Source organism: Pseudomonas akapageensis, from assembly GCF_011355085.1.
In the GTDB taxonomy this organism is placed as follows: Bacteria; Pseudomonadota; Gammaproteobacteria; order Pseudomonadales; family Pseudomonadaceae; genus Aquipseudomonas; species Aquipseudomonas akapageensis.
The window spans coordinates 412,846-426,601 of the sequence record NZ_VXCP01000001.1; the positions used below are offsets into that span (position 1 = coordinate 412,846).

Sequence of the window (13,756 nt, forward strand, 5' to 3'; positions counted from 1 at the left end):
CATGTTCGTTGAACTGGGTTTTGGCACGCTGTTGGCGCTGGCCATCGTTTTGCTGTTCTCAGCCTTCCGGATTCTGCGCGAATACGAACGCGGCGTGGTGTTCCAGCTCGGACGCTTCTGGCAGGTCAAGGGGCCGGGGCTGATCCTGCTGATTCCAATGGTGCAGCAAATGGTCCGGGTGGACTTGCGCACCGTGGTGCTCGATGTGCCGCCGCAGGATGTCATCACCCGCGACAATGTGTCGGTGAAGGTCAATGCGGTGCTCTATTTTCGGGTACTCGACCCACAGAAGGCGATCATCCAGGTCGAGGACTTTCTCATGGCCACCAGCCAGTTGGCGCAAACCACCTTGCGGGCCGTGCTCGGCAAACACGAGCTGGACGAGTTGCTCGCCGAACGCGAACGGCTCAACACCGATATCCAGCAAGTGCTCGATGCCCAGACCGATGCCTGGGGGATCAAGGTGGCAAACGTCGAAATCAAGCATGTCGATCTCAACGAGTCGATGATCCGCGCCATTGCCAAACAGGCTGAAGCCGAGCGCGAACGGCGGGCCAAGGTGATTCACGCCGAAGGTGAATTGCAGGCGTCGGAGAAGTTGATGCAGGCCGCCGAGATGCTGGGGCGCCAGCCGGGGGCCATGCAGTTGCGCTATATGCAGACGTTGGGGGCGATTGCCGGGGACAAGAGCTCGACCATTGTGTTTCCGTTGCCGATTGAGCTTTTGAAGGGGATGGCGGATTTGTCGGGGAAAAGCTGAGTGTTTATTTGCCTGTACTGGCCTCATCGCTGGCAAGCCAGCTCCCACAGAGATCATTGGTGTCCATAAATCATGAACCTGACACATAACCCTGTGGGAGCTGGCTTGCCAGCGATGAGGCCGGGGCAGGTTAATTATTACTACTTTCCCAACCCCCACCCAACGCCAGAAACAGATTGATCTGCCCCGCCGCCACCTGCGTATTGGCCGCCGCCAGTTGCGCGCGCACGTCTGTGTAGGTGCGCGTGGCCTGCAAATCCGCCAGGAACGAAGCACGCCCGGCCTGGTAGAAGCGGTGCGTCTGGTCGGCGGCTTCCTGGGCCGAACGTTCGGCATCGGCCAGGGCGTCGCGGCGATCGAGCAAGGCGGTGTACTGGGCCAGGCCGGTCTGGGTTTCGCGGATGGCGTTGAGCACCACACCATCGAAGTGCGCCAGGGCCGCCTGGGTCGAGGCTTCCGCTTCGCGGATACGCGCCCGCGAGCCGTTGGTGGGCACTGTCCAGGTCAACAGGGGGCCAAAACCCCAGCGGTTGGTGGACGGCTGGCCAAGGTTATCCAGAATACCGATGGTGCCCACTGTGGCACCAATACTGATGTCCGGGTACAGCTGGCCGGTCGCCACGCCAATATTGGCAGTGGCCGCCGCCAGTGTGCGCTCGGCCTGGCGGATGTCCGGGCGACGCTTGAGCAATGCGGCGCCATCACCGACCGGCAGCAGTTTCGCCATGTGCGGCAGCTCGGCACACTGGGCAGTACCGGCCGGCAGGTCGGCCACCGGTTTGGCCAGCAACATCGACAGGGTGAACAGGCCCGCCTGTTGCGCCGCCTGGTAGCGCGGCAATTCGGCCCGCAGGGTTTTGAATTGGGTCTGCGTGCGGGTGACCTGGGTTTCGTCGCCACGGCCGGCATCGCGCAGGCGCTGGACCAGGGTCAGGCTCTGCTCCTGCAGATCGAGCGAGCTGCGGGCAATTTCATACTCTTCGTTGGCGGCGCAAACCTGGGTATAGGCTCGCACCACTTCAGCCACCAGCGTGATCCGCGCCGTGTCGGCAGCGGCCTGGGTCGCATCGGCATTGGCCTGGGCCGCCTCGACGCCGCGCTTGAGGGTGCCCCACAAATCGAACTGATAAGAAGCATTGAGCGCAATCTGGCCGATGTTGGCGACTGGCACTTTTTCCGGTATCAGGAAAGCTTCACCGGACTCCTGCAGACGCTCAGCGCCCATTTTTACGCTGCCATTGAGGCCGCCCTGGGCCTGCGCTTCCTCGACCTGCGCATGGGCACGGGTAAGGTTGGCCGCTGCCACGCGCAGCTCGGTGTTGGAGGCCAGGGCCTGACGCACCAGCTCGTCCAGGCGCGGGTCCTGATACAAACGCCACCAGTCCTGGGGCACCGGTGCTGAAACCACATTGCTGTTCTGGCTGGCCAGCGCGCCCTGCAGGTCTGCACGGTTGAGCGCAGCGTCCTTGGGCACTTCATAGTTCGGCCCGACCATCTGGCAGGCCGACAGCAGCAGCCCCAGGCCTACGACGGGTAGACGTAAAGCGAACTTCATTGCACCGCTCCCGCCCCGTGGGCGTCATCGATAATCGAAACGGTCGCGGTGCGTCCGGCGATCATGCGAAAGTCTTCGGGTACGCTGTCGAATGCAATGCGCACCGGAATCCGCTGGGCCAGGCGCACCCAACTGAACGCAGGGTTGACGTTGGGCAGCAGGTTGGCGCCGCTGCTGCGGTCGCGGTCTTCAATACCGGCGGAGATGCTCTGCACATGGCCGCGCAAGCGCGCGTTGTCACCGACCACGCGGATATCGACGCCCTGGCCGATCTGGATGCCGGATAGCTTGGTTTCTTCGAAATAGCCATCGATATGAAACGAGCTGCCATCGACCACCGACAACACCGGCCGCCCGGCAGTCACGAACTCATGCATGCGCGGCGCGCGGTCATTGAGGTAACCGTCGACCGGGCTACGAATGACCGAGCGATCGAGGTTGAGCTGGGCCGCGTCTACCGCCACTTGCGCTTCAGCCAGGGCCGACTCGGCACGCATCTGGCGGGACTGGCTTTCCTCGAGTTGTTCCTGCGCTACCAGGTTGCCCAGCCCGCGGTTGCGCTTGGCCTCTCGTTGGGCCTGGGCGAGGGCTTCCTTGCGTTCGGCGGCAGTGGCCTGGGCATTGCGCAGGGCCAGGTGGAAGCGGTCCTGATCGATGGTGAACAGCACATCGCCACGCTTGACCGGCTGGTTGTCGCGAACATCGACCTGCTGGATCAGCCCGGAAACATCCGGGGCAATCTGGATGATGTCGGCGCGGATGTGCCCGTCACGGGTCCAGGGCGCGAACATGTAATACATGACCATGCGCCACACCAGCACGCTCGCAAAGGCCACTACCAGAAACGTCAGGACCACACGGCCCAGGGTCAGCAAAGGTTTTTTCATAGCATCAGGTTTCGACAGATAGCGTCCACCGCGCCGAGCAATACAGCGTAGAGACCGACGTTGAACAAAGCCCGGTGCCAGACCAGGCGATAGAAGTGCACCCGGGTCAGCAGCCCGTGCACCAACAGGTAAAGCAAATAGGTGATGGCCATCATCACCAGCACCGTGGGCAGAAAGACGCCACTGATATCCAGTTCACCGATCACAGGGGGGCTCCATCGATGCCATAAGGCGTTTGTTCCTGTTCATTGACCGGGTCGACGATTTCCACGCCGGGAAGCAAGGCCATGCGCAGGCCGGCCAGGGCGTGCAACAGCTGAACCCGCGCATCGCCGCTATCGTCCTGGTCGTGATGGCGCAAAGTGCGTCGGGCCTGGTCCATGGTTTTCAACATGCCTTCGGGCACCGGCAGGCGCTCGTTCGCCTTCAAGCAGGCCCGGAAGTACTCGCCGACTTCCACAATCACGTGCTCCAGCAACGCACGTGGCGCCACCGGGATGCGCGGCAAGTACGCATGCAGGTCGAGCAGGCTCAGGGCCACGCGCAAGTCGCGCAGTGCAGAGCCGCTGTCCTGCCCGGTTTGCGCCAAGCGCGGCAAGTGCTGCATCAGCCGGTCGAGCATTTGCACACCCATGTGCCGATGCTCGGCCAGGGTGCCGGGCTGGGTCAGGCTGACAATGTCGTGCCAGCTGAAGCGCGTCAGCCGCTTGGCCGCCAGTTCGACGCCGAATGGCCGGAATACCAGTGTCCAGATGAAGGCGAACAACAGGCCAACCGGGCCGGCCAGGTTGGCGTTGATGAAGGTCAGGAAGTCCGCGTCGTAAGTACTCTGGATGCTGATGAAGGACGAGGTGTTGACGATGGTCAGCAAGGTGCCCAGGTAGAACTGCGGCTGCACAGTCAGGGTGCCGACGCAGATGAATGGAACGGCAAAGGCCAGCACCAGCATGGGAAAGTCATGCAGGTTGGGCAGGACCAGAAAGACGTAGAGACTGGCGAATATCACCGACATCGCGGTCCAGAAAAAGAACCGGTAGATCTGCGGCGCCGGGTCGTCCATCGCGGCAAAGAAGCTGCACGACACCGCCGCCATGATCACTGCGCTGCCGCCATTGCTCCAGCCGAGCAGCATCCACAGCAGCGACGCGACAATGATCGCAACCACCGTCGAAAACACCGAGTAGAGCATCAGGCCACGGTCGAGAAACGGGGTCAGCCGGCCCAGGCGCCAATGCCGGTACACCGCCCGCCAGGACGACAGGTCTTCATTGAGTATGGCGTGCTGCAGGCTGCGGCAGTCCTGCCACAAATCGACCCACTCACGCAGCCGATACAAGACATTGGAGAGCAGCAACTGCCGGCGATCGTCGAGCGCATCGGCCGTCGGTTGCAGGCGATCGAGTTCGTTGCGCAAGGCCGACCAGCGTGCCGGGCTGGCATCCCTGGCCGTCCCTTGAAGCCATTCCCGGGCCAGCGCCAGCATCGGTTGCAGCTCGGCCGCCTGGGCAGGCGCACGGCGCTCCAGGGCAATCAAGGCATCGTCCAGGGCATCGATCACCGGTAACAGGTGAATCATTCTTCCGCGCAGCTTTTTGGTGTTGCGTACGATCTGGGGCCGCACACCTTCGTGGGGCAACTGGCCGATCATCAGCTCGAGCGAGTTGAAGGTCATCACCATCGAGGAGCGTAACGCGCCCACCTCCTGGGCAGGGACTTCCCGCGCCAGAAAGCGATCACTGTATGCCGTGGCCTCGGCAAACCACTTGTCCGTCGAGCCGGACAACACCGGCGCCAGCCGACGCGGCCAGAACACGGCACCGACCACAGCCGCACAGATGATCCCGAGAAAGATCTCCTGGGTTCGCGCCGAGGCGATATCGAAGACCGCCAGCGGATTATCCACCACGGGCAGGGCAATCATCGGCAGGGTGTAGCCGGCGAGCATCAGTGCATAACTGTTGGCGGTACGCAGGTGCAACGAAAGAAACAACAGCGTGCCTGTCCAGAGCGCGATCATCACTACCAACAGCAGGGGTGTCTGCACGAACAGCGGCACCATCAGCACGGCTCCGGCTGCGCCGATGAAGGTACCGACGGCGCGGTACAACGCCTTGGAACTGGTAGGCCCGACAAACGGGTTGGAGACAATGTAGACCGTGGCCATGGCCCAGTAAGGCCGGGGCATCTGCAAGATCAGTGCGATATACAGGGCGATCATGGAGGCAGCGAACGTGCGCACGCCGTAGAACCAATCCCGCGCTGGCGGCATGCCGCTGAAAAAGCCTTTGAAGATCACTCGACCACCTTGCGCTGAACCGCATCTTCGAAGGCGCGCACGACACGCAGGGCGGCTTGCAGGTCGGCCTCGTCGATACCCCGGAGCACTTCGCGACGCAAGCCCACCATTTCGCCCTCGATCGCCTCGGCCACGACACGCCCTTTCTCGGTCAGACTCAGGGATTTGGCACGCCGGTCGGTGACATCCTCACCCCGGCAGACAAACCCGCCGCGGCACAATTGATCGAGCAGGCGCACCAGCGAAGGGCTTTCAAGGCCTGAGGCCTGGGCCACCGTGACCTGGCGAACACCATCGCCCAGGCGCGCGATCATCAGCAAAGGCATCGCACAGGCCTCGCTGATGCCGTGGTGAGCGAGCGTGGCGTGGCAGATGCGTCGCCAGTGCCGGGACGCCACCACCATGCCGCTGCTGATACTGAGTTGCAGTGCGTCAAGATTCATAGGAAGGGGTAGTCGAAAATATTCATAGCTTGCTAACTATCTATATTCTTCGATCACCCCGTTCCTCGTCAAGAGGCGCCAAGGGTCAACGGTCACTTTTCCCCGGAAGGCTGAACCTGGTCATCGAGTTTCATGGTCAGGGCCAGCTCACTGCCCAGGGCAATGGCCTGATCACGCCAAAACCGGTAGGGCCGGCTCGGCTCGATGAGGCTGAAGTACACCGCCAACTCTTCGGCGGCCGCCATGACGCCCGCGACTGCCGCCAACTCCAGCCAGTACACACCTGCCTTGCGGTCGGGTGCGACCTGAATCCCGTGCAGCAGGCGATAGCCCACTTCAAAGCGGCAGCGGGCATCGCCTTTCCGGGCACCTTTATCGAACCATCGATAGGCCTGCTGCAGGTCTACCTGCCAGGGCTGCGCCAGGTCGTCCGTGCAGACTTCTTCTTCGTACAAGTCGCCCAAGGCTGCCGCCGCTTGCACAAAACCCCGATCGAATGCCAGCCGGTAGTAGTCGGCAGCGCTGGCATAAGCCACGGGCACGCCCTTGCCGAAATAGCACTGCTGGCCCAGGTTGTAGCAGGCCACCCCACTGCCCTGCACCGCAGCCATGCGCAGCAGTTGGCGCGCCAGTTCGTGATCGGCGACCCAGTACTTGCCGTTGAGCCAGATCCAGCCCAGGTCATTGAGGGCGGTGACGCTCCCGCCCAGTGCCTGCTGGCGCAAGTCGAGGTACACCGTCTGCAGGCACGCGGCTTCGTCCAGTCGGGCGACCAGGGTGAACGACTCCCCCATCAGGGCCCGCTGCGCGGGCAAGCCGACGCTGGCATACAAACGCTGCAAATAACCGGGCCTTCCAGGCGCCGGAATGATGCTTTCGGGCAACAGCCGCGCAAGCATCGAATAGATATTGGTCTCGACAAACATGCTCATCCTTGATGGCTCAGCCCCCCGCTAAAGGCGCCGAGGGTGACAGGACAGGATTGTCCTCAAGCCAGCGACAGAACCTGTCGCATGCAAATCCTTGTAGTGATCCTGTACCCGTCAGGGCACGACAAATGGCCAATTGCCATTTCCGTTTTCTGCCACCATGCTAACCAGGACTCATGGATGACACACTCTAGACAAGGACGCCCGTTTTGCCATCTGCCAAAGCCCATACTACCCTCAGCCGCCAGTGGGAGTTGCTCCGTCAGCTACCCAGCCGGCCGCCCGGAGTCACCAGCGCCGAGCTGGTCAACCGCGTCAGGTCGCTGAGCTTGTCGTTGTGTGCCGAATAGTACTGGCATTGCAACTGGCGCTCCTCAAGCAAGGCGGTCTGCAAGGTCTCCAGGATGGCGCTGATTCAGCGTGGGCGCATCAGCTATCTGATCGGCACCGCCCATCCCCACACCGACGTGCGCCAATTTGCAGTCCACCGGTTTCGCCAGCTGCAGGCGCTTCCCACTGCCGCCCAGGGCCTGGAAGACTTCAGCCTGCAACGCTACCTGGGCAGCGATGCGATGCAGTTCGGCGACAGCGACAGGATCGAACTGCACGCCTGGGTCAGCGATGGCCTGGCCCGCCTGATCCGGGAGACGCCATTATCGAATGACATGACGCTGACCGCGCTCGACTACGGTCACCGTATGCAGGCAACCGTGAGCAATAGCTGGCAGTTGCGCTGGTGGTTGTTGAGCCAGGGGGACGCTCTGATTGTTGAACGACCTCAGAGTCTGCGAGTGCAGATTGCAGAGACGCCGAGCAGTGCGGCGTCTCTGTATCTGTCAGATGGCACGTCAGAAACAGTTGCCAATTGAGCTATTCGCCCTAGCGCTCGTGCAGCGCTTCGGCGCGAGCGCGGATAATCGGCTTGAGTAGATAGCTCAGGACGCTCTTCTTACCGGTGATAATGTCCACCGAGGCGACCATGCCGGGAATAATCAGTAGCGGATGCTCATCGGTTCCCAGATGGCTGCGGTCAGTGCGCAACTTGATCATATAGAAGGTATTACCCTCTTCGTCGGTGATGGTATCGGCGCCAATCTGTTCGAGCTTGCCTTTGAGCCCACCATAGATGGTGTAGTCATAAGCGGTGAACTTGATCATTGCATCCTGACCCGGGTGCAGAAAAGCGATGTCTTGAGGCCGAATGCGTGCCTCCACCAAAAGCGTATCGTCCAGCGGCACAATCTCGACCAGGTCGCTGCCAGGCTGGATGACACCCCCGACAGTATTGACCAGCAGTTGCTTGACAATACCGCGCACTGGCGAAGTGACCATGGTGCGATTGACCCGATCTTCCAGTGCCTTCCCGGTCGCCTGGGCCTTGCTCAGGTCGGTGCGCGCTTCGTTTAGTTGCGTCAACGCATCGCTGCGGAACTTATCGCGAGCTTCATCGATCTTGTTCTGCGCTTCTCTGATCGCGGCCTCGGCGCGGGGGATGGCCAGCGTCGTGGAATCAAGTTGACCACGAATCTCGACTTCCGAACGCTTGAGGCGCAACACTTCTACCGGGGAAATAGCGCCCTGAGCGATTAAAGGTTCGGACATGTCGATTTCTTGTTTGAGCAACTGCAAGCTACTGCGGTATTGAGCTTGCTTGGAAGAAAACTCTCGCAGTTCCTGCTGGCGCTGGACCATCTGCTGCTGCAAGCCACCGATCTCATTCTGCAGCTGCTGGCGACGGCTCTGGTAGAGCGACTCTTCGTTGGCGGCTTGACGGGGCACGCTCTTGCGCACGTCTTCGGTGAAACTCAGCGAGCGTTCTTCGACCTCTGCACTCAAGCGTTCGACGCGCAATTCCATGGCCATGCGGTCTGCCTCGGTCTCGCCGACGTTGGAAACGAAGCGAGTGTCGTCCAGACGCAGCAACGGATCGCCGATTTCTACGATCTGACCTTCGTGGATGTAGATCTGCGCGACGATGCCGCCTTCCAGGTTCTGGATTTTCTGAATTTTGGATGAAGGGATCGCCTTGCCTTCACCACGAGTGACTTCGTCGATGACCGCCAGGTGCGCCCACACCACCAGAAACAAGAAGAAGCCGATGACCGCCCAGATCGTCAGACGAACGATGCGCGGGGCATCGTCGATCAGCGCTTTGCTGACCTCAGGCAAAGGCTGGCCTTCCAGCGATTGCGAGCCTTTGAAGTAACGGCTGACAGCGTCTTTGAAACGCCCTGCCCCGGACTTAAGCAACACCGATCTGCCCCTTTTTCAGCGCTTCCATGACGGCTGCTTTCGGCCCGTCGGCGAGAATCTTGCCGCGGTCGATGACAATCAGGCGGTCGACCAACGACAACAGCGAGGCGCGGTGAGTTACCAGAATCACGGTCTTTTTCTCAATGATGGCATGCAAGCGCTGTTTCAGACGCTCTTCGCCGGTGTTGTCCATGGCGCTGGTCGGTTCGTCGAGCAGCAGGATTTGCGGGTTGAGCAACAGCGAACGCCCCAGCGCGACGTTCTGCCGCTGGCCGCCGGAGAGGTTCTGGCCGCGCTCGCCGACCTGCAACTCGTAACCTTGCGGATGCAGGCGGGCAAACTCATGCACACCCGACAGTTCGGCTGCCTGCAAAACCATTTCATCTGCGACGTATCGGGCACCGCTGATCAGGTTGTCACGCAACGTGCCGGACAGCAGCTGGATGTCCTGCGGCACGTAGCCGATGTTGTGGCGCAGCTCACTGACGTCGATCTGGCGAATATCCACGCCGTCCACAAGCAATGCCCCCGAATCGGGCTGATAGAGACCGACGATCAGCTTGGCCAGCGAGCTCTTGCCGGAGCCGCTGCGGCCAATGATGCCAATCTTCTCGCCAGGCTGAACTGTCAGATTGAGTCCGAGCAGTGCTCGGTTCTGCTGGTTCGGATACGTGAAATCAACGTTACGGAACTCCAGAGCACCCTGCAGCACCTGACGGCTCATTGGGCGCTCTTCAAAGTTGCGTTCCTGGGGTAATTCCATCATCTGATCCACAGAGCTCATGGTCACCTTCGCCTGCTGGTAACGGGTCAGCAGGCCGGCCAGTTGCGCCAGTGGGGCAAGTGCACGGCCGTTGAGCATGTAGCAGGCAATCAAGCCACCCATGCTCAAGTCTCCGCCAATGATCTTGTAGACACCGCAGATGATCAGGATCACACCCGCCAGCTGCTGAATCAGAAGCGTAATGTTCATCGCCAGACTGGACAGCACTTTTACCCGCAGCTCCAATCGGCTCAAGGTGCCGATCGTCTGCTCCCACTGGTACTGGCGTTCGCTCTCGGCATTGTTGACCTTCACCGCATCCAGGCCTGCGAGGGTTTCTATCAGGCTTGACTGACGCTCGGCCCCCAGCGCCATAGTGCGTTCCAGCGTGGCAGTCAGCGGTTTCTGCAGGAAATGCCCGATACCCAGTGCCAGCGGGAAAGCGACAACCGGAATCCAGACCAGGTGCCCGCCGATGACCGCAATCACCAGCAGGATCAACAACGTGAAGGGTAAGTCGATGACGCTGGTCAATGTCAGCGAGGTGAGGAAGTCACGCATCCCCTGAAATTCGTGAATGTTCTGAGCGAAGCTGCCAACTCGCGCCGGGCGGTACTTCATCGCCATGCCGACGATACGCTCGAACAACGTGGCAGAAATGATCAAGTCAGTTTTCTTGCCGGCCAGATCCAGGCACAGACCGCGCAGGCCCTTGAGCAACAGGTCGAATAAATAAGCACCGGTAATACCCGCCGCCAACACCCACAACGTGGAAGTGGCCTGGTTAGGGACGACTCGGTCGTAGACGTTCATGACAAACAGCGGTGCCGCCAGGGCGATGATGTTGATCACCAGGCTGGCAGCGATGGCATCGGTATACAGCCAGCGAGAGCCCTTGAGGGTGTCGCGAAACCACGAACGAGCTCGGGGGATCAGGCTGCCATTGGTGACATCGAACTTGTGCTGAGGCTGTGCAAAGAAGACCCGACCGCTGTAGTCCTCCACCAGCGTGTCACGGCCGACCTGCACTTCACCGCCATCGCTTTCGCTCAGCAGCAGCCGCGCCATGTCGCCTTTCCAGCCAAGCAGAATGGCGCTGCGGCCCTCTTTGAGCAGCAGCATGGCCGGCAGTGCAATTGCCGGAATCTGCTCAAGATTGCGCTGCATCAGCCGACCTTGCAGGCCCGCGCGAGCAGCGGCGCGAGCCAACAGATCGGGGCTCAGACGTTGCGACGGCAACGGCAACCCCGTCGTCAGCATCGCCCGACTGGCAGGCTTCTGATGAAGCACACAAAGCATCAGCAACCCATCCAGTAATGGATCATCATGCTGACAGCGTGGATCATGGCTGAGCTGAACTCGACTAACTTCTGATTCCACGCGGATACTCTCAACTTAAGCGGTTAAACGAACTGATTGGTCAAAAATCAGTTCAGGCCAGGTAGATTTACCTTGGGCTTTACATCGTTTTGCACAACAGTAGCCATCGGCGCGACGACCCCCTGGCTTTTTAGTAATTGGCCCATCGTGGCCTTGATCCGGTACTGAGTGTACAACTGCAGGGTTTTGATCTGGACCAGGCGCTGGCGCGACGTGAACAGCTCGTTTTCACTATCGAGCAAGTCGAGCAAGGTTCGCTCGCCAAGGCTGAATTGGCTCTGGTAAGCACTGCGGACACTGGAACTGCGATCGACATACTTCTGGGCGATCGGCAATTGGGCAGTGGCGTTGTTGTAAGCGTTCCAGGCCAGGCCCAGCTCTTCATTCAACTGGCGTAAGGCATTATTGCGGATATCCAGCGCCTGGGTCGCCTGGTAGGCCTTGGATTCCAGATCAGCTTTGTTGCTACCGCCGGAATACAGATTCAAGCGCATGCGGACCATGGCCTCCCAGCCATTACTAACGCCTACTTCGCCACCAACGTTGTTGTCGGCGTTGTGCCCCAATTCAGCATCGAATTGTGGGTAGAAGGTCGACTTCGCAGCTTCGTATTGCTTCTCAGTGGCCGTGATATCAGACTCGGCCGAACGCAAAATCGGACTGCTTTCTACCATTTGCTCGCGAGCCTCGTCCAGAGTCGCCGGTAGCAATGCGACGAAACCCTGAGGTTCGACCAACTCGTCCGGCAACGAACCTACGACGCTCAGGTAGTTGGTCTGGGCATCGGCGAGATTGGTCTGTTCGGTGATCAGATTGTTCTGGGCCTGGGCCAGGCGCGCTTCTGCCTGATCGAGGTCAGCAGTACGACCGACACCGCGACTGGTACGCAATTTGATCTGATCATAAACGCGCTCATGGCTGCGCAGATTGTCTTCAGCCAGTTGCACCATCTGACGGCGGTTCAGGACGTCCAGATATACCTGCGCCACGCTCAATGCGGTCCTTTCTGAGGTACCCAACAGCGAGTAAGCACGCGAGTTCACAGTTGCCTGCTGGCGACCTACTTCGCTGGAAGTGGCAAACCCATCAAACAACATTTGCCGCACATGCGCACTGGCCTCGCCTCGGTCAAGGGTTTGCCACCGACCGCCGGTATTTTGATCGTCAGTGCCTTCGCGTCCATAGCCAGCCAACACGTCAACCTTCGGCAGGTAGCCGCCCTTCGCCGCGCGCAGCTGGCCATCGGCAGCCAGGCGACTGTTTACACCTGCCTGAATTTCCGGATGTACATCCATGGCTTGCTGCATAGCTTCTGGAAGGGTTTGTGCTTGAACGAAACTGGCAGCAAGTACAAAAGGTAGAGCCTTGAAAAGGTGCGCACGCATTGTGGTTGATTCCGATGACTTCATGTCTTAGATCACAGCAAAACTCATCGCTGCATTGGGAAATGGGCATCCGTTTTGGACTGAATGTGGGAGAGTTCTGGAAGGGAACTGGAGCACAAAACGAGGGACGGTAGGCCGAATTAACATCAATGTGACATTGCGGTGCGGATTGTTTAGGATGAGGCCCGATTGGTCAATGCTTTGACGAAAAGTTAATGGCGAAAAAATATAGCCAAAATATTGACTGGCACACGTCAAAAATACCCATCTTCACTTTCAAACTGAAACGGCAAAAAAAGGCCTATTTGGTCTATGGAAGCCTTCTGAGCGGTAATCCCGGAGAGTCCCAATGAGCAGTGTTGTTGCCATCGTCAAAAGCATTGTTGGTCAAGTCGTCGCTGTATCCCAGGAAGGGGTTCGTCGGGTGCTCATTGAAGGCGATCGCCTGTTCGTCGGGGACCAGGTTGATACAGGCTTGTCCGGTGCTATCACGCTGGAACTGCAGGATGGCCGCACCCTCGACCTGGGTCGCGACACCCAGTGGAGCGCCGCCGATCCCGACACCACTATCGCCCTTGACGAATCCATCGCTCAGAACGCGCCTTCGGTTGCCGAACTGCAACAGGCCATCATGGCCGGCGCCGACCCGACCCAAGACCTCGAAGCCACCGCTGCGGGCCCGACCGCTGCTAACGCGGGAGGGAGCCATGGCGGGGGCGACCACAACTTCGTGCTGCTGGAGGCAACTGCGGCCCGCGTTGACCCGACCTTTGGTTTCCCCACCAGCGGTCCTGACTCCAATGGCGAAACCATCTGGACCGATACCGGCGACCAGAACAGCAAAGCCACCAACGCTCCAAGCGTACTGACCGCCGATACCAACACACTGGCCGAAGACACTGTCTTGACCGGCAATGTGTTGAGCAACGACAGCGATGCCGACACGTCCCTCAGCATCACCCACTTCACCATCGCCGGCGTAACCGGTAGCTTCAGTGCAGGCCAGACTGCGACCATTATCGGCGTCGGTACGTTGACCATTGGTACCGATGGCGATTACACCTTTGCCCCGGATACCAACTACAACGGCGCCGTACCGACCGTC

Annotated in this window: 12 protein-coding genes and 1 pseudogene; 4 read left to right on the top strand and 9 right to left on the bottom strand. The window is 60.1% G+C overall.

What is annotated here, in order from left to right:
* The first annotated feature begins 1 nt into the window (after nt 1).
* A complete protein-coding gene (locus tag F2S13_RS01795) occupies nt 2–760 on the top strand; it encodes a slipin family protein (protein ID WP_166358416.1) in 759 nt (252 codons plus the stop codon).
* A gap of 130 nt (nt 761–890) precedes the next feature.
* On the opposite strand, the gene F2S13_RS01800 is transcribed toward F2S13_RS01795, so the two are convergent.
* The 6 genes from F2S13_RS01800 to F2S13_RS01825 form a co-directional block, all read right to left on the bottom strand.
* Nucleotides 891–2,315 carry an efflux transporter outer membrane subunit gene (locus F2S13_RS01800; RefSeq protein ID WP_166358418.1) on the bottom strand — a complete coding sequence of 475 codons (1,425 nt, stop codon included), beginning with the start codon at nt 2,313–2,315 and terminating at the stop codon, nt 891–893.
* On the bottom strand, nt 2,312–3,202 hold the full coding sequence (locus tag F2S13_RS01805; protein WP_166358420.1) for an efflux RND transporter periplasmic adaptor subunit: 891 nt from the start codon (nt 3,200–3,202) through the stop codon (nt 2,312–2,314). The genes F2S13_RS01800 and F2S13_RS01805 overlap by 4 nt, the downstream gene beginning before the upstream one ends.
* Nucleotides 3,199–3,408 (bottom strand): DUF1656 domain-containing protein, encoded by a 210-nt coding sequence (locus F2S13_RS01810; protein ID WP_166358422.1) that lies wholly within the window; start codon nt 3,406–3,408, stop codon nt 3,199–3,201. Before F2S13_RS01810 ends, F2S13_RS01805 begins: the two co-directional genes overlap by 4 nt.
* Nucleotides 3,405–5,471 carry an FUSC family protein gene (locus F2S13_RS01815; RefSeq protein ID WP_166358480.1) on the bottom strand — a complete coding sequence of 689 codons (2,067 nt, stop codon included), beginning with the start codon at nt 5,469–5,471 and terminating at the stop codon, nt 3,405–3,407. The genes F2S13_RS01810 and F2S13_RS01815 overlap by 4 nt, the downstream gene beginning before the upstream one ends.
* 23 nt (nt 5,472–5,494) lie before the next feature.
* A complete protein-coding gene (locus tag F2S13_RS01820; RefSeq protein ID WP_166358424.1) occupies nt 5,495–5,941 on the bottom strand; it encodes a MarR family winged helix-turn-helix transcriptional regulator in 447 nt (148 codons plus the stop codon).
* A gap of 92 nt (nt 5,942–6,033) precedes the next feature.
* Complete coding sequence (locus F2S13_RS01825) at nt 6,034–6,867, bottom strand: tetratricopeptide repeat protein (RefSeq protein ID WP_166358426.1); 834 nt, start codon at nt 6,865–6,867, stop codon at nt 6,034–6,036.
* Between the two features lie 212 nt (nt 6,868–7,079).
* On the opposite strand from F2S13_RS01825, the pseudogene F2S13_RS29950 reads away from it, so the two are divergent.
* Nucleotides 7,080–7,191 (top strand): annotated as a pseudogene (locus F2S13_RS29950) (WYL domain-containing protein); the annotation flags it as partial.
* A gap of 83 nt (nt 7,192–7,274) precedes the next feature.
* On the top strand, nt 7,275–7,739 hold the full coding sequence (locus F2S13_RS01830; RefSeq protein ID WP_343046969.1) for a helix-turn-helix transcriptional regulator: 465 nt from the start codon (nt 7,275–7,277) through the stop codon (nt 7,737–7,739).
* Nucleotides 7,740–7,749: 10 nt separating this feature from the next.
* Here F2S13_RS01830 and F2S13_RS01835 read toward each other — a convergent pair whose 3' ends face one another.
* The 3 genes from F2S13_RS01835 to F2S13_RS01845 are packed head-to-tail and all read right to left on the bottom strand — an operon-like array spanning nt 7,750 to nt 12,651.
* Complete coding sequence (locus tag F2S13_RS01835) at nt 7,750–9,123, bottom strand: HlyD family type I secretion periplasmic adaptor subunit (protein ID WP_166358428.1); 1,374 nt, start codon at nt 9,121–9,123, stop codon at nt 7,750–7,752.
* Complete coding sequence (locus F2S13_RS01840) at nt 9,113–11,266, bottom strand: type I secretion system permease/ATPase (protein ID WP_166358430.1); 2,154 nt, start codon at nt 11,264–11,266, stop codon at nt 9,113–9,115. Before F2S13_RS01840 ends, F2S13_RS01835 begins: the two co-directional genes overlap by 11 nt.
* Nucleotides 11,267–11,313: 47 nt before the next feature.
* Nucleotides 11,314–12,651 (bottom strand): TolC family outer membrane protein, encoded by a 1,338-nt coding sequence (locus tag F2S13_RS01845; RefSeq protein ID WP_166358432.1) that lies wholly within the window; start codon nt 12,649–12,651, stop codon nt 11,314–11,316.
* Between the two features lie 349 nt (nt 12,652–13,000).
* On the opposite strand from F2S13_RS01845, the gene F2S13_RS01850 reads away from it, so the two are divergent.
* The coding region (locus F2S13_RS01850; RefSeq protein WP_166358442.1) for a retention module-containing protein at nt 13,001–13,756 on the top strand (756 nt) is incomplete at its 3' end.

Coding starts and splice junctions, on each gene's coding strand:
- F2S13_RS01795 (WP_166358416.1), top strand. CDS start 2: ATGTTCGTTGAACTGGGTTTTGGCACGCTGTTGGCGCTGGCCATCGTT.
- F2S13_RS01800 (WP_166358418.1), bottom strand. CDS start 2,315: ATGAAGTTCGCTTTACGTCTACCCGTCGTAGGCCTGGGGCTGCTGCTG.
- F2S13_RS01805 (WP_166358420.1), bottom strand. CDS start 3,202: ATGAAAAAACCTTTGCTGACCCTGGGCCGTGTGGTCCTGACGTTTCTG.
- F2S13_RS01815 (WP_166358480.1), bottom strand. CDS start 5,471: ATGCCGCCAGCGCGGGATTGGTTCTACGGCGTGCGCACGTTCGCTGCC.
- F2S13_RS01820 (WP_166358424.1), bottom strand. CDS start 5,941: ATGAATCTTGACGCACTGCAACTCAGTATCAGCAGCGGCATGGTGGTG.
- F2S13_RS01825 (WP_166358426.1), bottom strand. CDS start 6,867: ATGTTTGTCGAGACCAATATCTATTCGATGCTTGCGCGGCTGTTGCCC.
- F2S13_RS01830 (WP_343046969.1), top strand. CDS start 7,275: ATGGCGCTGATTCAGCGTGGGCGCATCAGCTATCTGATCGGCACCGCC.
- F2S13_RS01845 (WP_166358432.1), bottom strand. CDS start 12,651: ATGCGTGCGCACCTTTTCAAGGCTCTACCTTTTGTACTTGCTGCCAGT.